This window comes from Dyella dinghuensis (genome assembly GCF_003977615.1).
Lineage (GTDB): Bacteria > Pseudomonadota > Gammaproteobacteria > Xanthomonadales > Rhodanobacteraceae > Dyella_B > Dyella_B dinghuensis.
Window position 1 is genome coordinate 266,002 of record NZ_RYZR01000007.1, and the last position, 17,629, is coordinate 283,630.

The window sequence follows — 17,629 nt, forward strand, 5'->3', positions numbered from 1 at the left end:
GCGCAAAGAAAGTGTATGTGCTCGGCTGCGATCGACACACACCGCTTGCTGCAGTAAAACGGCCGCTTACTGCAGGAGTGCGGCGACAACCCTGCTGTTCCGGAACGCTTCGACGTTCCTTGCAACAGCTGGTTGAGTGCAACGCATGAGCGCTTCGCGCCGGGAGCGGATGGGCGCGTACCCTTATGTTCGATCCATGATTTTTACAGACGTCACTCGATGCATCCGTTTTCGAGAACAGACGTTGGCGTAAGATGATTGTACGGCGCATCATTCATCGTTCGAGTATCCGCTGCCGATCCAAAGCGGACATGCGGGACCGCGTAGAAAAAGCCACGTTTCGGAGGCTTGATAGAAAGGGTATGCAACTATCGGAACTTGGCACACGCATCTGCATTCTCGGGCCATCCAACAGCGGCAAGTCGACACTTGCTGCTGCCATTGGCCGAAAAATCAGCATGGACGTGGTTCATCTCGACCAGCTGCATCACGTTCCGCATTCTGATTGGAAACCGCGTCCGGCGGACGAATTCCTGGCCTTGCATGACGAAGCAATCAAGGGTCGGCAATGGGTGATGGAGGGGAACTACTCATCATGCATGCCGCAAAGATTCCAGCGAGCAACGGGCGTCGTCTTGCTGGATGTTTCTACGCCGACTAGTGTGTTTCGGTATATGCGACGTACTCTCCTCGAGAGCAACCGGTTCGGTGCATTGGATGGCGGCCGCGACAGCTTCAAATGGAGCATGATTCATTACATCACTCTGGTTACTCCCCGGAATCGTCGGCGCTATATCGATATTTATCGCCAGATAAGTTTGCCGAAGATATATCTTCGCTCGCTACGTGAGATCCGTGCCTGTTATCGGGAATGGGAATTGAAGTGATGAAATACAGGCTTCCCTGTATCAGCGGCCGATGTGTGCTTCTGATCCGAGGCCAATATAAGGGCTATGCACATTTTCGCGGCGCGATGACCTCTGGCACTCGTCAGTGCGTAAGGGAACGCTAGCCTAGCGAGGTCGAACGTGTTCCAGATTCAAGTACGGAGTGGTTTGCCCCTTTGATATCGCGCCGATCGCAGGCGCTATGGAGAAGCGCCGTGGCGGGTTTTCCGATCGATCGGTCTCAGCGTGTGGCCGCAAGGGTGGCGGGCCTTCTGTATCTGCTGCTCATGGTGTGTGGCGTATTCGGCGAGTTCAATGGTCGTGGCAGTCTTATCGCGGATAACGATCCGGCGAAAACGGCGGCCCATATCCTCGATCATCTGCTGCTGTTCCGTATCGGTATCGTCAGCGATCTGGCGGCGTTTACCGGTGATATCGCGATAGCAGTCGCTTTGTATGTGTTACTACGACCGGTCGGGAAGCACCTCGCATTGCTTGGGGCATTTTGGCGCGTGGCGGAAGCGGCGGTGCTTGGCGTTATTACGCTGAACAGTTTTACGATGTTGTTGCTGTTGACTGATGCGCGATATGCCAAAGTCTTTTCAAGCGAGCAGCTACAGAATCTGGTGTGGCTATTCAATGACACGCACGATGCAGGCTACAACATCGGCGTAATCTTTCTTGCACTGGGTTGCATTGTTTTCAGTTGGCTGCTTTTGAAGTCCCGCTATGTCCCCCGGCTGTTGGCGGGATTCGGGCTGCTCGGCTATGTGCTGATGCTGATCGGCGCGATCGTCGTCATCGTCTGGCCTGACAATCCTGTGGGCGTTAATTTCGACGTGCCGGCGGGCCTGTACGAAGTCGTTATTGGCTTATGGCTACTGCTACGCGGCGTCAGGGAGCCGCGTAGGCCTTAAGTGATGATGTTCGCCTTAGTGCCAACGGGCGTAGGTAGTCTTTTATTCGACAGACTGCCCATCTCATGGCGACGCAAATACCGCCAATCCAAGCCTGCGTTATGTTTCAGGGTTGAGTGCCGAAGAACGTCGCGCTGAAGATCGTGCTCAATACCGATTCTGCGGCAGCATCCGGTAGTTCGTTCGGCATGGTGATGTTGAAGTAGAGCACGCCGTCGATCAGCCCCATGCTCGCGAGCGCGAGATCTTTGGCAGCATCCGGCACCGGCATGCCCAGGCGCTTGCAGAATTGCGCGATGAAATAAGCGATGGTGTCGCGCTTTTCCAGGCACAGGGCATTCAGGCGTTGGCGGAATTTTGCATCGCGTACTGCATGCAGGCGCGCTTCGGCCCAAACGATGTAACTGGTGTGATCCCGATAGCACTGGGCATAGAACAGCGCGAGCTGTTTTTGCAGATCGTCGCTGGAAAGGTTGGCGTCCAACAGGCGCTGCAAGTCTTCCTGGATGCTCATGTGATCGCGCTTGAGCAGCTCGATGAACAGGTCGGTCTTGCTCTTGAAGTTCGAGTAGAACGCGCCGCGGGTATAGCCGGCTTGGCCGGCGATGTCTTCCACGCTGGTCGCGGTCAGGCCTTTTTTGGCAATCGCCACCGCCGCCGCGTCGAGTAGGCGCAGGCGGGTCTGTTCGCGGCTTTCTTCCCGGGTCAATCGTTTACGTGGCATGCGCCATGGTACCACGCCATCTGGCACATGTATTTCAATACCCATTTGCATTCAGATACAACTATGTATTAGAGTTCATTGACGTATTTATGGGTCGCGACGAATGGGTCTGTCGCGACCATCAGCCCCCATCCATCCCCAGGAGCGGCCCGTGCAACAGCAAGAATTCCCCATGCCATCCGGCCTGACGCGAAGGCCGGCCTGGCTGGCCGGTACCGTGGTCCTGTCGTTGCTGCTGCTGGCGGCCTGCGGCAAGAAAGCACCCGAAGTCGACCAGGTGGTGCCCGTAATCGCGCTGCCGGTACAGGCCGTCGATGGCGTGTCGGCTGGCCGATTCCCCGGCGAGATTCATGCGCGTTACGAAATGCCGCTGTCGTTCCGAGTGGCTGGCCAGTTGACCCAGCGCTACGTCAATCCGGGCGATCTGGTGAAGAAAGGGCAGGCCTTGGCGCAGCTCGACCCCACCGACGCAGGCAATCAGCTGGCAGCCGCGAAGGCCGCCCTTGAAGCGGCTGAGCATCGCTTGCTGTTCGCCACCCAGCAGCGCGATCGCGACGACGCACAGTCCAAGCAGAACCTGATCAGCCGACTGCAGTTGGAACAGACGCAGGATGCTTACGCGTCCGCGCTCGCGGCGCGCGATCAGGCGAAACAGCAGTTCGAATTGGCGCAGAACCAATCGCGTTACACCACATTGATTGCCGATCACGATGGTGCGATTACCAGCCGGCAGGCGGACGTTGGTCAGGTGCTGGCCGCGGGACAGGCCGTGTTCGGTTTCGCGTGGTCGGGCGAACGCGAAGCATATCTCGACGTGCCGGAAAGCCGCATCGACGGCATCGTCGTCGGGCAAGCCGCGAAGATAACGGTGCCCGCGTTGCCGGGCCGCGCATTCGATGCACGCGTGCGCGAAATATCGCCGGCGGCCGATCCGCAATCGCGCACCTATCTGGTCAAATTGACCGTCGATCAACCGGCGAGCCTGTTGCAGCTTGGCATGACGGCGGATGTGATTTTGCAAAGCGGTAAGTCGTCTACCGTTGCGATAAGCATTCCGGCCACGGCGTTGTTCCATCAGAACGAACATCCCGCCGTATGGGTGGTTCGACCCGCCGATACCACGCTCGAATTGCGCCCCGTCACGATCGCCCGTTACGGCGAGCGTGACGTGCTCATCGCCAGCGGTCTGCAGGCAGGCGAGCGCGTTGTGATGCAAGGCGTGCATACGGTGTCGATCGGGGAAAAGGTAGCGCCGATCGCCCCGCCGCATCCTGAGGATGCGCCGCAATGAGCAACGAAGGACGTTTCAATCTTTCGGCGTGGACGCTGCGCCATCAGTCCCTGGTGTTCTTCCTGATGGGAATGATCGCGCTGTTCGGTCTGCTCTCGTACAAGCATCTTTCGCAGTCGGAAGATCCGCCGTTCACCTTCAAGGTGATGGTGATCCAAACGTACTGGCCGGGCGCCAGTGCGCAGCAAGTGCAGGAGGAAGTGACCGACCGTATTTCGCGCAAGTTGCAGGAAACACCGGCGATCGACTTCCTGCGCAGCTATTCGCGTCCTGGCGAGTCGCTGATTTTTTTCAACATCAAGGATTCCGCACCTTCATCCATCGTGCCAGATACGTGGTATCAGGTGCGCAAGAAGGTCGGCGATATCAGCGCACAGTTGCCGCAGGGCGTGCAGGGCCCGTTTTTCAACGATGAATTCGGCGACGTCTACACCAATATCTACGCGCTGGAAGGCGACGGCTATACGCCGGCGCAATTGCACGACTACGCCGATCAATTGCGCGCCGAACTCCTGCACGTGCCCGGCGTTGCAAAAGTCGATTACTTCGGCGACCAGAACCAGCACATCTATATCGATATCGCGAATGTCCAGTTGGCGAAGTTGGGCATCAGTCCGCAGCAGATCGGCGAAGCGATCAACGAACAGAATGCCGTGGCGTCGACCGGTGTTCTGACTACTGCCGACGACCGCGTATTCGTGCGGCCCAGTGGCCAGTTCGACGATACGAATGCGCTGGCCGATACCCTGTTGCACATCAACGGAAAGAGTTTCCGGCTTGGCGACATCGCCACCATCCGGCGCGGCTACGACGATCCGCCAAGCCAAGTGGTGCGCTTCATGGGGCGGCAGGTACTGGGCATCGGCGTCACGATGCAACCCGGCGGTGATGTGATCCAGCTTGGCAACGCGCTCGATCAAGCGACGGGTACGTTGCAGAAGCGCTTGCCGGCAGGGCTCAAGCTATCGGAAGTGACGAGCATGCCGCATGCGGTGTCGCGTTCGGTCGACGACTTCCTTGAATCCGTCGCCGAGGCTGTAGCGATTGTCTTGCTGGTGAGTCTGCTGAGCCTGGGTTTTCGCACGGGCATGGTGGTAGTGATTTCGATTCCATTCGTATTGGCCGCCACCGCGTTGTGTATGGACGTGTTGGGCATCGGCCTGCACAAGGTATCGCTCGGCACCTTGGTACTGGCGCTAGGCCTGTTGGTGGATGACGCAATCATTGCCGTCGAGATGATGTCGGTGAAACTGGAACAAGGCTGGGACAGGGTCCGTGCCGCTGCTTTCGCCTATACGAGCACGGCATTTCCGATGCTGACGGGTACGCTGGTCACGGTCTCCGGCTTTCTGCCGATTGCCTTGGCCAAATCGGGTACCGGCGAATACACACGCTCGATCTTCGAAGTTTCGGCGATTGCATTGTTGGTGTCGTGGCTCGCGGCGGTGATCGTCATTCCGCTGCTGGGTTACCACATGCTGCCGGAGCATCATCAGCGCGCGAAGCAGGGACAGGAGTGGTGGGCGCGCTTCCTGCCGCAACGTTGGCGCGACGCGCGCACCGCCAAAGCCGTCCAGCCGGTGCACAACGGCGACGAGTTCGAGATCTACGATACGGCGTTCTATCGGCGTTTCCGCAGTTGGTTGAACTTCTGTTTGCGTCATCGTTGGCTGGTGCTGGGATCGACGGTTGCCTTATTCGTGGTGGCGCTGGCGGGTTTCGGCATCGTTCCCAAGCAGTTTTTCCCGAGTTCGGATCGTCCGGAATTGCTGGTCGACCTGCGCTTGCCGGAAGGTGCGTCGTTTGCTGCAACGCTGCGTGAGACCAAGCGCTTCGAAGCGGCTATTCACGACCGCAAGGAAATTGCGAGTTACGTCAGCTTTGTCGGTAGCGGCGCACCACGGTTCTATCTGCCGTTGGATCAACAACTGGCGCAGCCCAATTTCGCGCAGTTCGTGATTACCGCCAAAGACGTCAAACAACGCGAGCAGCTCGCGACGTATCTGGATGACGAACTGAAGCGCGATTTCAGTGAGGTTCGCAGTCGTGTCAGCCGATTGGAAAACGGACCGCCCGTGGGTTTCCCCGTGCAATTTCGTGTCGACGGTGACGATATTGCCACCGTACGCAGCATCGCCGAGCAAGTGGCTGCAGTGATGCGCGCCGACCACGACACCACCAATGTGCAGTTCGATTGGGATGAGCCGGGCGAGCGCTCGGTACGTTTCGACGTCGACCAAATCAAGGCACGCCAGTTGGGTATCAGCTCGCAGGATGTCGCCAATTTCCTGGCGATGACGTTGTCGGGCACCACGGTGACGCAGTTCCGCGAGCGCGACAAACTGATCGCGGTCGATCTGCGCAGCACGAACGGCGATCGCATTCATCCCGATCAAATCGAGCAGCTGGCCATACCGACACCCAACGGCACGGCGATTCCGTTAGCGCAACTCGGGCATGTCAGTTATGGCCTGGAGTACGGCGTGATCTGGGAGCGTGATCGACAGCCCTCGATCACCGTGCAGTCAGATACGCGCAATGGTGCACAAGGTCTCGACGTCACCAATGCCATCGACGCGAAGCTCGCCGATATTCGCAGTCATCTGCCGGTGGGTTATCGCGTCGAGGTGGGTGGCTCGGTCGAGCAGAACGAAAAAGCGCAGAGTTCGATCAACGCGCAGATGCCTTTGATGATCATCGCCGTGCTGACCTTGCTGATGATCCAGCTGCAAAGCATGGGACGCACGTTCATGGTGGTGCTCACAGCGCCGTTGGGACTGATCGGTGTGATCGCCGCACTGCTGTTGTTCCACGAGCCATTCGGTTTCGTCGCGATGCTGGGCACGATTGCGATGTTCGGCATCATCATGCGCAACTCGGTGATTCTGGTCGACCAGATCGAGCAGGATATTCATGCCGGACATCCGCGTTGGGAGGCTATCATCGGCGCGACGGTTCGCCGTTTCCGCCCGATCACGCTGACCGCGGCGGCCGCCGTGCTGGCCTTGATACCGCTATTGCGCAGCAACTTCTTCGGACCGATGGCGACTGCACTAATGGGCGGCATTACCGTCGCGACCGTGCTGACGCTCTTCTATCTGCCAGCACTTTATGCCACGTGGTTCCGCGTGCGCGCCGATGAGCCCGCACCGAAGCAGGAGGTCGCAGCATGAGATCCGACATCATGGTTCGCTGGAAACACGCCGCGATACTGGCAGCAGTCATAACGTTGGCAGGGTGCGCTTTTGCGCCACCCGCCAAACCGCCTGCGCCGCCGACGCCCGCGCACTATGCGGTGCAGCCAACACCTACGGACACAGCCAAAGCCGACGACGTTGCGCAACATTTCAGCCTGGGTGCGCGTGCGGTACCGGCATGGTGGCGTTTGTACGGTAGCGACACGCTCGATGCGTGGGTCGATGAAGGCCTGCGCAACAATCCGTCGCTGGCGGCAACGCAGCACACGCTGGACGCTGCCCATCAACTGTTGCGCGCACAAGTCGGGGCAAACATGTTGCCGACGCTGGATGCGCAGGGACAGACCAGCCGGCAGCGTGCCTTGGGTTTTCCTGGGTTAGGTCCGCCAACCAATCTTTATGACGTCTACGCGGGGCAACTCGCGCTCAGTTACAACTTCGACCTGTTCGGCGCGACACGTCACGGCATCGAGCAAACAGCCGCGCAGGTCGACCAACAATCCTATGAATTCGATGCAGCCAAGCGTGCATTGGCGGCGAATATCGTGATCGCAGCCATCAACGCTGCATCGCTGGAAGAGCAGCTAAGCACCAGCGAACGACTTTCCACGTTGATGCACGAACAGGTCACGCTGACCGAGCGCTCGTATCGGCTTGGCGCAGCATCGCAGGACGATCTGCTGGCCGTGCAGCAACAGGCTGCAAGTATCGACACTTCGATTCCACCGTTGCGCAGCCAGGCTTTGCGCGCACGCCATGCGCTTGCTGTGTTGATGGGGCGTACACCCGATCAGGCGCCGTCCAATCTGACGCTCGCGGAATTGCACCTGCCGGTAGATGTTCCGGTAAGTGTGCCATCCGATCTGTTGCAACAGCGTCCGGACGTGCTCGCTGCGGAAGCGTCGGTGCATGCGGCGTCCGCACAGGTTGGCGTCGCGACGGCCAATCTGTTTCCACATATTTCACTGTCCGCGACGTTGGGTTCGGAGGCATTCAAGCCGGGGAATCTGTTTACGGCTTCGGGTTCGGTCTGGAGCGCCGGCGTTTCGCTTGCGCAACCGATTTTTCACGGGGGTGCCTTGATGGCACAACGCAGAGCCGCGATAGCGAATTACAACGCGTCGTTGGCGCAATACCAGCAGGCGGTGCTCAATGCTTTTCAGAACGTTGCCGATACGCTGACCGCGTTGAATCAAGATGCATTGACGCTTCAAGCGGCAACCAACGAAGCGGCCGTGGCGTCGCAATCGTTCACCGACATCGACGCGCGCTATCGGCTGGGCGCAGTTTCCTATCCGGAAGCGGTGATTAGCGAGCAGCATCTGCAGAGCGCGAAGCTGAGCGAGATCCAGGCCAGGGCCGCGCGCATGAGCGATACAGCGGCGCTTTTCCAGTCGATGGGGACGCCCCTTGCGACGGCGCGATAACATGGGCTGATGCCGGGCGTGGTCGGATAAATGCAGACCACGCGCGCAGCTCGCTTCATTTTCCATGCGCACATCGCAAAGGGCCGACAACGCGTCGGCCCTTTGGTGCGGCGGGATACTGGCTACTTGCGAATGGCTGTCGCCGCCTGTTTGATCCATTGAGCTACCGCTTGCGGATTGGATACGTACACGGCGTGACTGCCTCCCACTTCCTTGATGGTTGCGCCAGCGCGCTGGGCCATGTTGCGCTGGGCGGCCGGCGGGATCATGTGGTCGTCGCCGGCGACCAGATACCAGCTGGGTTTCGACTTCCACGCAGGCGTAGTCACTGCACCCTGCAGGGCGGGAAGTCCCCACGGTACCTGCGAGTCGGCCATGAAGCGTGCCGTCTCAGCGTCGACGTCTGCAGCGAAGCTGGCCTGAAACTTCTCCTTGTCCAGCATCAGAAAGCCATCCTGCGGCGGCAGGATCGGAGGTACCGATGCGCCCGGCGGTGGGTTCGCGATCAGCGATGCCACCGACTCGCCAGCATCCGGGGCAAACGCGGTGATATAGACGAGGCCAGCCACCTTCGGATCGTTGCCGGCTTCGGTGACCACGACGCCGCCGTAGGAGTGACCGACCAGGATGACCGGGGATTTCTGCTCCGCGATGGCGCGCTTCGTAAATGCCACGTCGTCGGCCAGGGAGGTCGTCGGGTTCTGCACCACGGTCACCTCGTAACCGTCCTTCTTGAGCTGCTGGTAGACACCCTGCCAGCCCGAACCGTCGACAAAGCCGCCATGGATGAGAACGATGGACGCCAGAGTATTCGCTGAAGTGTTCATTGGAGCCTCCTGTCTGTGGTGACGCTCTGGTGGAGAGCGGATGGACACAGGTTGCTCGCGGGGCCTCGCCGCCAATATCCGCTTTTCGAAGTACTATCCAGTTTCCGAAACGACGTGATCGGTTGATGGAGAAGCCCGCCAAGACGCATCTCCAGACCAGCGACCTCGAAGAGGTCCAGTCCGTCGTTGCCGACGTCTATTGCGCACATTCCGTGATGACCCTGGGCGGTGGCCGCGCAGACACCGCTGGCTTGGACCTGATCCGGCGCGCACCTCAGCCGATTGTCCAGTTGCACTACGGGCGCTCGGTCCGGATCGATGCCGGCAATTTCCCTCGCCTTATGCTGATGCAGACGTGTCTGGACGGCAGCGGCACGGTGGAGCAGGGCTCACTGGGTGCCGAACTGCGGCGCGGCCAAACGGTTCCATTGTCGCCGGGACTCGCGACCCGGCTGGCGTTCGACAGCCGCTTTGCACAGCAGTCAGTGCGGCTCGACATTGCGCGCGTCGAAGCCCTGTGCAGTACATGGTTGAACCGGTCTGCGCTCGATCGTTCGCTGCGTTTCGATCTCAATCCTTTTTCCGCGCAGCTGGAACAAGCGTGGAGCCAAGCCGTTGGCCTGATCGTCAACTATGCGCGCAGCGGTCTCCTGCTTCCGCCGTCGGCGGTCGCGCATCTCGATGAGTTCATTATCTCGCTGGTGCTTTCCCAACATCCGCACAACTACAGCGACGATCTGCGCCGCCCGCAGAAGGGACTTCCACCGCGATTGGTTCGCGAGGCCGAACGTTTGATGCGCGACGGCGAGCCGAATCAGACGCCAAGCAAAATTGCTGCGGAGCTTGGTGTCAGCCTGCGCACTCTTGAACTGGGATTTCGCGCAGTGCATGACTGCTCACCAAGCGAATTTCTTAGAAGAGTGCGCATCGCCAAAGCGCGTGAAACCTTGCTCGCGCCAAACGCAAATACCTCGGTGACGGAAGTCGCGCTCGCCAATGGATTTCTGCACCTCGCTAGGTTCAGTGCCTACTACCGGAAAATGTTCGGTGAATTGCCGGTTCACACTTTGCGTCGCAGTCAACCGAGAGGCGAGTGGGCGATGGCGGCCGAGTGAGTGCGCAAACGGTATCCGCCTACAATCTGAAGGATATGACGTCCGCGTTTGATCCAACGCGGACACTCGCCGTTCTGGTTTTTTTATGGAGATAGGGGGCGATATGGACGCATCAACACAGGGGCAGGCGGCACGATGAAAGCACATCAGCTTGTTTTGATATCGGCGCTGCTCTTGACAGTCAGTCTGTAGGGACATGCAACGACACCGATCGCTGACAAGCAACAACAGGCCGATGTCTTGTTTGCGAAATGGAATCGATCCGACACACCGGGCGCGGCGGTAGAGGTGATCAAAGACGGCAAGGTCGTCTACCGGCGTGCATTCCGCATGGCCGATATCGAACAAGGCCGTCCTGTCACGCCATCGACGACGTTCCATGTCGCATCATTGCTGGAGATAGAGAGCCTTCCCTCATCCAAGGCCCTCGACGGGTAAGTAGGGTTTGCCCTACACGCCGTCGAGATGTTGGCTGATGTACGCGGGTTGGCCTGACAGCCATGTTCACCGGGCCAATGAAGGTCACCTACCGAGCCTGGACAGGCTCAAATCAAAGACCTCTCAAAGGTGCTTCCAGCAGGAACGCGCCCTATGGTTTCGTAGCTAATGTGAGTTGCCATTGGTACGGGTTCTCCTTCCGTCGTGCACTTAGCGGAGAAACAAGATGCCCAACAGCTTAGCGAACGCTTTTTTGGCAAATAACACCGGTGAATTCGGCGATACGACCGACATTCTCATTTGTTCTTCCCTTGATGGCGTCCATTGGTCTACTGACACCGACATCGGACAACAAAGCAATGTCGCACCGTCCATTGCGGTTTTCAAAAATAAACTATGGATCGCCTTTATTGCGAACAATAGTGGCAACAATATCTTGGTGTGCTCGTCGTCCAATGGTGTCGATTGGTCAAACAACACCGATATCCATCAGGCAAGCAATGGGCTATCTCCGTCGCTTGCCGTTTTCAACAATCAACTTTGGGTTGCGTTCTTGGCCAATGACGAAGGACAGAATGTTTTAGTGTGCTCGTCGTCCGACGGTATTAATTGGTCAAACAATACGGACATCCATCAAGCGGGCAGCTCAGCACCATCGTTGGCAGTATTCGACAACAAACTTTGGGTCGCCTTTCTATCCAATGACGACAGTCAACGAATTCTTGTTTGCTCCACATCCGATGGACAGCATTGGTCGACGGATACGAATATCAACCAGTCAAGCAGCGCAGCGCCATCGCTCGCCGTTTTCGACGGAAAGCTTTGGGTGGCGTTTATCGCAAACAATAGTGGCAACAATGTTTTGCTTTGCTCTTCATCTAACGGCCTGCAGTGGTCTAACAATATAGACATCGGGCAAGCGAGCCAATTTTCACCCTCATTGTTGGCCTTCGCCAACAAACTGTTTGTCAGCTTTGTCGCAAATAATGAAGGGAAAAATGTACTCATCTGCTCAACCGATGTCGGGGACCATTGGTCGGGCGGCAATATTGATATCAACCAAGCCAGCTTAGGATCGCCGTCTCTCGCCGTATTCGACAATTTCACTTTTGTCCCTGTGCCAGCGCCAGCGCCCCCGCCTAAGCAGAAGATCACTTGCACGCTCAATAAAGATGGGCAATCGGCAACTATTAAGGGCACGGGTTTCGCGAGCGATATCTGCAAGGTCGTCGTCGTGGGCGAGGGTTTAATCTCCACCCAAACATACACAGGAAATATCGTTGCCGGCGTACAGGTGCCAGTGCAGTGCACCAATCAGGGCCAGTACTGGACCATCGAGGTTACGTCGATCGATGGACCTCCAACGATTACTGGTCGAGTGAACTGCGGCGGTGGTGGTCTATAGAAATCACTGCGAGGTAAGGAAACTTAACGAGATGGGCAGTGAATAACAGTTCCTACCGCTTGCGTGTCTATAGTGATGGCTATCGCTCTGGCATCCAAACAAAAAGCCCCAGGTCAAAACCTGGGGCTTTTTGCTATTCAGTTCGTGGCACCAATTTTATTTGGCGACCGTAACGTTCGGCTTTGAATTCAATGATGCGGTATCGGGCTCGTGATTGGCCTTGGCCGATGGCGTGCCTTTCAGAATTGATTCTACGGGAGCCTCCCCCTTGCATCCGCCGACTTGATAGAGGTGGCAAGCTTCTTGATTGCCTTCACTGCACTCTACAGCAAGCTGTTGGCAGCCATCGATTTCTGCTCTGACATTGCCGGAATGCATGATGGCACCGGCTCCAAGAAGCAACGCGGCCATGGCGGCCGTGGAGAAAATCTTCATAAAAATCCCTTTATGTGTGGTCTATCACCACGCAGCGTTTCTAGTGAATAACTGGTGAAAGAGTCGTGAAAGGCAGTTTTTATCTTGGTTGAATGCTTTTGTTGGACACATTCAATTAGGCCGCCGAGAAAACAGTGATTCGCGTAGTGGAATGTCACTGGTATTGCTTGGTCAGATGGACAGGATATCTTCCAAAGCGATGTCCCGGAACCGACGCATATCAATACCGTTCAATGGACACAACATTCGTTGACGCGAAAGAGCCGCTACATGGAATAGTTCGTTGTGATACGAGTGGCGATCAGGCCGTCAAAAAGGGAGCAGCGAGGGTGTTTTTGTCTCGCGCCTGCGAGCACGTAGCATATAGCTGTAATGTCTGCTTCCGACCCAAAACGGACAGGATGGTCGGGACCCGCTAAAGCATTGTCGATTTCCGATCACCAGCTTCGTCGCCAATGCATCCCAACCCCATGGAGCTTCCATGAAATATCTCGGCCTGGCCTACTTCACCCCCGAAAAATTCGCCGCGATGGCGCCTGACGACGTCAAGAAATTGGTAAGCCAATGTCCGGCATTGGATGAGAAGATGCGCGCTACCGGCAAGGTTCTGGTTTCCGCGTCGCTTGGCGATCTGGATAGCTGGAAGACGCTTCGCCCGCGCAGCGGAAAGACGCATATCAGCGATGGCCCTTACATAGAGTCGAAGGAAGTGGTGGGCGGCCTGTTCATCATTGAGGCGGACAGCCATGACGAGGCGCTTCGCATCGCATCCATGCACCCGGCCGCCACGCTGGGCGAAGCCGGCGGATGGGCCGTCGAGCTTATCCCTATGGATTTTTACCTAGCCCGCTGAGGATTGGTTGAGCGTACGAATGGGGAGTATCTGCTTTCGACCCATAGCGGACATATTTGGCCCAGTATTTCCATCTAAGCTCGATAGCATAGCCACATCGATCGCGTCGCCTGGCTTAGCGATCCCCTATGGAGTCGGCGTCGCCAGGAACGTGTAAACATGATTGGCGGTATCGGCCGCATTCACGTCTGAATCGTAGTAGTTGCCCATCAACACGCCCTTGTTGTTGATGGAGGCTAAGGCTGTACCGTATTCGCCCGGAATCGTGAAAGTGGTATAGACCCCATTCTTTAGTATGAATCCCTGCAAGCCTTCACCCCCCGTTTGAAGACATTGGGCGGTCGGGCAGTAGCTCCCGACGATCTCGTCGGCGTCGTTGATCCCCGTGCTTGCGGTGTAAACCGCGCCAGGGAAGTCGATCGACGTAAAGGTGTTCCCGCGCCGCAAAAAACCATGGACGTTGCCGCTGGCATCGGCGTAGGAGCCGACGATGTGTCCTTCGCTATTGACCGAAAGATAAAGCTGAATCTGGCCGCCGGGGTAGTCGAACGAGGTGTATTTGCCTCCGATCAGCGTGTATCCATGCGAGTTTCCGGCGCTATCGGTCCACCCACCGACAATCTCACCCGCGTTGTTGATGGCGGGAGAGAAGGTGCTAACGGCACCGGCAAACGGTACGTTTAGAGGTGTGAATGTATCGCCGTCCAGCTCATAGCTGTGAAAGATATAAGCACCTCCGATATCACCAACATAATAATCGCCAACAATTTGGCCGAAATCATTAATGCTGTAGGGTTGCTGTACTTGCGAGCCTTGCGGGTCATTCAATAGATCGTAGGTCTCGTGGACGGGGTTGGTTCCACGTACCCGAGCGAGAAAGCCTGTTTGAGATTCTCCATCGGATGAAGACCACGCCCCGACGACTTTAATCGCTGGTGTAGCCGTGCCGCTCTGGTCGTCCGAGTCGCGAACAAGGGCATCGGGGTTGATACCAACACCCTGCGTGTCGAGGGCTCCCGGATAGCCGATCAGAGTGTATGTGTAGGTCGGTGAATTCGACATGCGCGTGCTCGCCTGCGCCTTAGTGAGCGCCTTTCGCGCACCCGGAAACTTCACCGCCGGCATAAGTCCTTGCGCGAAGCTACTCGAGGCGATCAGGACTGTTCCCAACAGACCCAGCACGATTCCAGAATTTTTAAAGACGTGATTCTTCACAAAACCCCCTTTATTTTGCCAGATTGGCAGAAGGTATAAATGCCGTTCGGCCGTCACCCACATGGATGTGGCGGGAACTTATGCGAAGACTAATGAGGCGCACGACGACGGGAAGCTCCCGTTCGACGAGGCCTGGCAAATTTGCGATGAACCGTGCATTCAGTACGCCAAAAGGGTGCACGGAGTGAGAGGCAGCCCATAGAATGGTGGCATGGCTAATCCAGATACACCGAAGCGCCTTGCATCTTTCTGGCCGCTGCAGATCGGTGGCTGGACGCTTTATGCATTGACGACCGCGATCACGTTAGCTCCCTATAGTCAGACGAGTACTGAAGTGTTTGCGGTCATGGCGGAGCTTGGCATTTCTTTTCTCGCCAGCTTTCCTTTGTATTTTCTTTGCCGGTATCTCTGGCGCAAGAGCGTGCCGCTATTTCGCGCCTTATCGTGTTGCGTGGTCGTCTCTTACGTGCTCGGCCTCGCATGCACGATCATGACGCGCCTCTTGCAGATGCTCTGGACCCACCAGATGTTGCCGTTCGATTGGAGCATCGCATTGACGGAGGCCATCAGCGTCAGTTTGACCCTTGATGGATGGAGTGCGCTCTATTTCGGCATAAAACACTATCAAACCGTCGAGCAACAAAAGGCAAAGCTCCTTTCGACCGAGGCGACGGCGCGAGATGCACAGTTGTTGGCGTTGCACTATCAACTTCAGCCGCATTTCTTTTTCAATACGCTCAATGCCATTTCTTCGTTAGTGGTGAGCAATCAGCCTCAATTGGCCACGGAAGTGATCGCAAGACTGGCCGCGCTTCTGCGAAATACATTGAGCTTTCCTGATACGCATACGGTGACACTTCGAGATGAGCTCGCCGTGGTCGATGAATATCTGACCATCGAGCGAATACGCTTCGGTTCACGTCTCAACGTGTCTTTCGACGTGAGCGATGAGTCAAACGACGCGCAAGTGCCGCGCTTTTTGCTGCAACCGCTCATCGAAAATGCCATCCGGCACGCGATCGCCCTGCGCCCCGCGCCCGGTGAAATCACCATCAGCGCACGCTTTGTCGAGCAGGGACTGCAGATCGACGTTGCGAACGATACGTGCGAACCCGAAGCAACGGACGCCTATCAAAGCCATGGGGTGGGATTGGCGAACACGAGGTCTCGATTGGAGCAGCTCTACGGCGCCGACGGGGCCACTCTGACGCTGTCGGTGGAGACTGGGCGATTCATCGTTTCACTTCGGCTCCCATTAATCGGAAAGCCGATTGTGAGCCTGTCGTTGGCCGCGATATGACTATCCGGGTTCTCGTCGTCGATGACGAGCCGCTCGCGCGACTTGGCGTGATCACGCGCCTGAGCGCATACCCGGACATGACCGTTGTCGGCGAATGTGCCACGGGAGAGGAAGCGCAGTGTTTGATTTCCAGTCTGGCGCCGGACCTGGTTTTTCTAGACATCGAGATGCCCGGTATCAACGGCATTGAGCTAGTGCGAATGCTACCTAAGGGGTGCGTATCGCATTTCGTATTCCTAACTGCGCACGACGAGTATGCGTTAAATGCATTCGCCATCGAAGCGCTTGATTATTTGCTTAAACCCATCGATAACGAACGGTTCGCCGCGTGCGTTGATCGCGTCAGGCGAACTGTTGTGCTGCACCGGCAGGAAAGCCACTACGGCCTTCTCTATGAACGGTTAATCGCCAAACACGCCAGCGCAGGCGACCAGCCGGTTCGTCGCTTCACGGTGCGCTGCGGCAACGATATTACGTTCGTCAAAGCAGAGGACGTCGATTGGATAGAGGGCTTATCGGATTACGCTGGTTTGCACGTGCAGCGTAAGACCCACCTCATCCGCGAAACCCTCAGCTCTCTGGAATCGCATCTAGATAGCTCACATTTCTTGCGTATCCATCGCTCTTCGATCGTGCAGGTAGACCGCATCGTTCGCGTGCAGGCACTCGCCAATCGCGATGCACTCGTTACATTGCGAGATGGCCAGACGTTGCGCGCAAGCCGCAACTACAGCGCGGGCCTTCACGATCTGCTGCGAAATCGACGTTCCTCGCTTTGAGTAGCGATCGGCATGGGCGCCCAGGGGCTACCTTGGCGGCGCTTGGTGCTTTATCCGAGAGATGAGGAGGTTGTGATGGGCGTCGTGGAGGGTATTACCCACGCCCAACTCGACCAAAACCACGTAGTTCCCAATGCTGGACAGATCGAAGTCTGTGGCGTTTGGTTTCCAAATCACAGCTTTTGTCGCTAAGGTCCGCTTTCGACCCAAAGCGGACCTTATGCAGCTGGCCAGTACAGCCTAGGAAACGGTCACGCCGGGGATAGTGAGATCTTTCGAAAGGAAAACACGAGAGGTGCCCGGAGGATCGCACGCGATCTCACCAAAAACCTGCCAGCCGTTGCGAGTGTAGAATCCGGGCGCCTGAAAGCTGATCGTATAGAGCACCGCCGCTTTGCAGCCTCGCCGTCGTGCTTCATCTTCTGCCGCTGCAAGAAGCTTGGTACCCAGGCCACTCCCACGGAGTTCGTTTGGCAAGAAAAATAGGTCGATGAAAAGCATACCCAGTGATGTGCGACCTGTAATGCCACCGAGTGTCGTTCCCGTATTGGCATCAACCGCAAAAACTCCCAAAGGGATACGGTCCGCGATGTCAGTTGCGGCGATGTTAAATAGATCGAGTTCGTCGGAAATCTTTGCGATGACATCCGACGAAGGCGCAGCCGTTACAACGATATCGATGGTCACATTAATTCTCAGTTTTAAGCCCCTGCAGGATTATAAATGGTTAATGTTTATCATTATTCAAAAGCTGTCTTGCAGTGGAGGCCGCGCGTAGCAAACCGGCAGGTCCGCTTTCGACCCAAAGCGGACATACAA

Annotated in this window: 16 protein-coding genes; 11 read left to right on the forward strand and 5 right to left on the reverse strand. The window is 57.0% G+C overall.

The genetic code is table 11. The features are described 5' to 3' along the window. Nucleotides 1-362: 362 nt before the first annotated feature. A complete protein-coding gene (locus EKH79_RS19090) occupies nucleotides 363-887 on the forward strand; it encodes a P-loop NTPase family protein (protein ID WP_126674640.1) in 525 nt (174 codons plus the stop codon). 215 nt (nucleotides 888-1,102) lie between these two features. Next, entirely contained in the window at nucleotides 1,103-1,804 is a 702-nt protein-coding gene (locus EKH79_RS15015) for a DUF4386 domain-containing protein (protein WP_126674641.1), read from the forward strand. 106 nt (nucleotides 1,805-1,910) lie between these two features. Here EKH79_RS15015 and EKH79_RS15020 read toward each other — a convergent pair whose 3' ends face one another. Beyond that, nucleotides 1,911-2,528 carry a TetR/AcrR family transcriptional regulator gene (locus EKH79_RS15020; protein WP_126674642.1) on the reverse strand — a complete coding sequence of 206 codons (618 nt, stop codon included), beginning with the start codon at nucleotides 2,526-2,528 and terminating at the stop codon, nucleotides 1,911-1,913. A gap of 151 nt (nucleotides 2,529-2,679) precedes the next feature. On the opposite strand from EKH79_RS15020, the gene EKH79_RS15025 reads away from it, so the two are divergent. The 3 genes from EKH79_RS15025 to EKH79_RS15035 are packed head-to-tail and all read left to right on the forward strand — an operon-like array spanning nucleotide 2,680 to nucleotide 8,443. After that, nucleotides 2,680-3,819 carry an efflux RND transporter periplasmic adaptor subunit gene (locus tag EKH79_RS15025; RefSeq protein ID WP_233590341.1) on the forward strand — a complete coding sequence of 380 codons (1,140 nt, stop codon included), beginning with the start codon at nucleotides 2,680-2,682 and terminating at the stop codon, nucleotides 3,817-3,819. Then, nucleotides 3,816-6,992, forward strand: a complete 3,177-nt coding sequence (locus EKH79_RS15030) for an efflux RND transporter permease subunit (RefSeq protein ID WP_126674643.1) — start codon at nucleotides 3,816-3,818, stop codon at nucleotides 6,990-6,992. The genes EKH79_RS15025 and EKH79_RS15030 overlap by 4 nt, the downstream gene beginning before the upstream one ends. Further along, complete coding sequence (locus EKH79_RS15035) at nucleotides 6,989-8,443, forward strand: efflux transporter outer membrane subunit (protein WP_233590342.1); 1,455 nt, start codon at nucleotides 6,989-6,991, stop codon at nucleotides 8,441-8,443. Before EKH79_RS15030 ends, EKH79_RS15035 begins: the two co-directional genes overlap by 4 nt. A gap of 122 nt (nucleotides 8,444-8,565) precedes the next feature. Here EKH79_RS15035 and EKH79_RS15040 read toward each other — a convergent pair whose 3' ends face one another. Continuing rightward, nucleotides 8,566-9,270: an alpha/beta hydrolase gene (locus tag EKH79_RS15040; protein WP_126674644.1), complete on the reverse strand. Its 705-nt coding sequence runs from the start codon at nucleotides 9,268-9,270 to the stop codon at nucleotides 8,566-8,568. A gap of 125 nt (nucleotides 9,271-9,395) precedes the next feature. On the opposite strand from EKH79_RS15040, the gene EKH79_RS15045 reads away from it, so the two are divergent. From EKH79_RS15045 to EKH79_RS15055, 3 genes are all read left to right on the forward strand, one after another. Further along, entirely contained in the window at nucleotides 9,396-10,385 is a 990-nt protein-coding gene (locus EKH79_RS15045) for an AraC family transcriptional regulator (protein ID WP_126674645.1), read from the forward strand. A 240-nt stretch (nucleotides 10,386-10,625) separates the two neighbouring features. After that, on the forward strand, nucleotides 10,626-10,823 hold the full coding sequence (locus tag EKH79_RS15050) for a serine hydrolase (RefSeq protein WP_158621263.1): 198 nt from the start codon (nucleotides 10,626-10,628) through the stop codon (nucleotides 10,821-10,823). Between the two features lie 226 nt (nucleotides 10,824-11,049). Then, nucleotides 11,050-12,228: a DUF6242 domain-containing protein gene (locus tag EKH79_RS15055; protein ID WP_126674647.1), complete on the forward strand. Its 1,179-nt coding sequence runs from the start codon at nucleotides 11,050-11,052 to the stop codon at nucleotides 12,226-12,228. 156 nt (nucleotides 12,229-12,384) lie between these two features. On the opposite strand, the gene EKH79_RS15060 is transcribed toward EKH79_RS15055, so the two are convergent. Continuing rightward, nucleotides 12,385-12,663 (reverse strand): hypothetical protein, encoded by a 279-nt coding sequence (locus EKH79_RS15060; RefSeq protein WP_126674648.1) that lies wholly within the window; start codon nucleotides 12,661-12,663, stop codon nucleotides 12,385-12,387. Nucleotides 12,664-13,144: 481 nt separating this feature from the next. Here EKH79_RS15060 and EKH79_RS15065 point away from each other — a divergent pair, with 481 nt between their 5' ends. After that, complete coding sequence (locus EKH79_RS15065) at nucleotides 13,145-13,516, forward strand: YciI family protein (RefSeq protein WP_126674649.1); 372 nt, start codon at nucleotides 13,145-13,147, stop codon at nucleotides 13,514-13,516. A gap of 126 nt (nucleotides 13,517-13,642) precedes the next feature. On the opposite strand, the gene EKH79_RS15070 is transcribed toward EKH79_RS15065, so the two are convergent. Next, the gene (locus tag EKH79_RS15070) at nucleotides 13,643-14,731 is read right to left on the reverse strand and encodes a hypothetical protein (RefSeq protein ID WP_126674650.1); all 1,089 of its coding nucleotides are present in this window, start codon (nucleotides 14,729-14,731) and stop codon (nucleotides 13,643-13,645) included. 334 nt (nucleotides 14,732-15,065) lie between these two features. Here EKH79_RS15070 and EKH79_RS15075 point away from each other — a divergent pair, with 334 nt between their 5' ends. Both EKH79_RS15075 and EKH79_RS15080 read left to right on the forward strand, forming a co-directional pair. Beyond that, the gene (locus tag EKH79_RS15075) at nucleotides 15,066-16,031 is read left to right on the forward strand and encodes a sensor histidine kinase (protein ID WP_233590343.1); all 966 of its coding nucleotides are present in this window, start codon (nucleotides 15,066-15,068) and stop codon (nucleotides 16,029-16,031) included. Next, complete coding sequence (locus tag EKH79_RS15080; RefSeq protein ID WP_126674652.1) at nucleotides 16,028-16,810, forward strand: LytR/AlgR family response regulator transcription factor; 783 nt, start codon at nucleotides 16,028-16,030, stop codon at nucleotides 16,808-16,810. Before EKH79_RS15075 ends, EKH79_RS15080 begins: the two co-directional genes overlap by 4 nt. 240 nt (nucleotides 16,811-17,050) lie before the next feature. Here the strand turns inward: EKH79_RS15080 and EKH79_RS15085 are convergent, their stop codons facing one another. Further along, the gene (locus EKH79_RS15085) at nucleotides 17,051-17,497 is read right to left on the reverse strand and encodes a GNAT family N-acetyltransferase (protein WP_126674653.1); all 447 of its coding nucleotides are present in this window, start codon (nucleotides 17,495-17,497) and stop codon (nucleotides 17,051-17,053) included. Nucleotides 17,498-17,629: the final 132 nt, after the last annotated feature.

What these genes read in the sequence shown, in the direction of transcription:
- EKH79_RS19090 (WP_126674640.1), top strand. Translation starts at nt 363, where the DNA reads ATGCAACTATCGGAACTTGGCACACGCATCTGCATTCTCGGGCCATCC.
- EKH79_RS15020 (WP_126674642.1), bottom strand. Translation starts at nt 2,528, where the DNA reads ATGCCACGTAAACGATTGACCCGGGAAGAAAGCCGCGAACAGACCCGC.
- EKH79_RS15030 (WP_126674643.1), top strand. Translation starts at nt 3,816, where the DNA reads ATGAGCAACGAAGGACGTTTCAATCTTTCGGCGTGGACGCTGCGCCAT.
- EKH79_RS15035 (WP_233590342.1), top strand. Translation starts at nt 6,989, where the DNA reads ATGAGATCCGACATCATGGTTCGCTGGAAACACGCCGCGATACTGGCA.
- EKH79_RS15040 (WP_126674644.1), bottom strand. Translation starts at nt 9,270, where the DNA reads ATGAACACTTCAGCGAATACTCTGGCGTCCATCGTTCTCATCCATGGC.
- EKH79_RS15045 (WP_126674645.1), top strand. Translation starts at nt 9,396, where the DNA reads ATGGAGAAGCCCGCCAAGACGCATCTCCAGACCAGCGACCTCGAAGAG.
- EKH79_RS15055 (WP_126674647.1), top strand. Translation starts at nt 11,050, where the DNA reads ATGCCCAACAGCTTAGCGAACGCTTTTTTGGCAAATAACACCGGTGAA.
- EKH79_RS15060 (WP_126674648.1), bottom strand. Translation starts at nt 12,663, where the DNA reads ATGAAGATTTTCTCCACGGCCGCCATGGCCGCGTTGCTTCTTGGAGCC.
- EKH79_RS15065 (WP_126674649.1), top strand. Translation starts at nt 13,145, where the DNA reads ATGAAATATCTCGGCCTGGCCTACTTCACCCCCGAAAAATTCGCCGCG.
- EKH79_RS15080 (WP_126674652.1), top strand. Translation starts at nt 16,028, where the DNA reads ATGACTATCCGGGTTCTCGTCGTCGATGACGAGCCGCTCGCGCGACTT.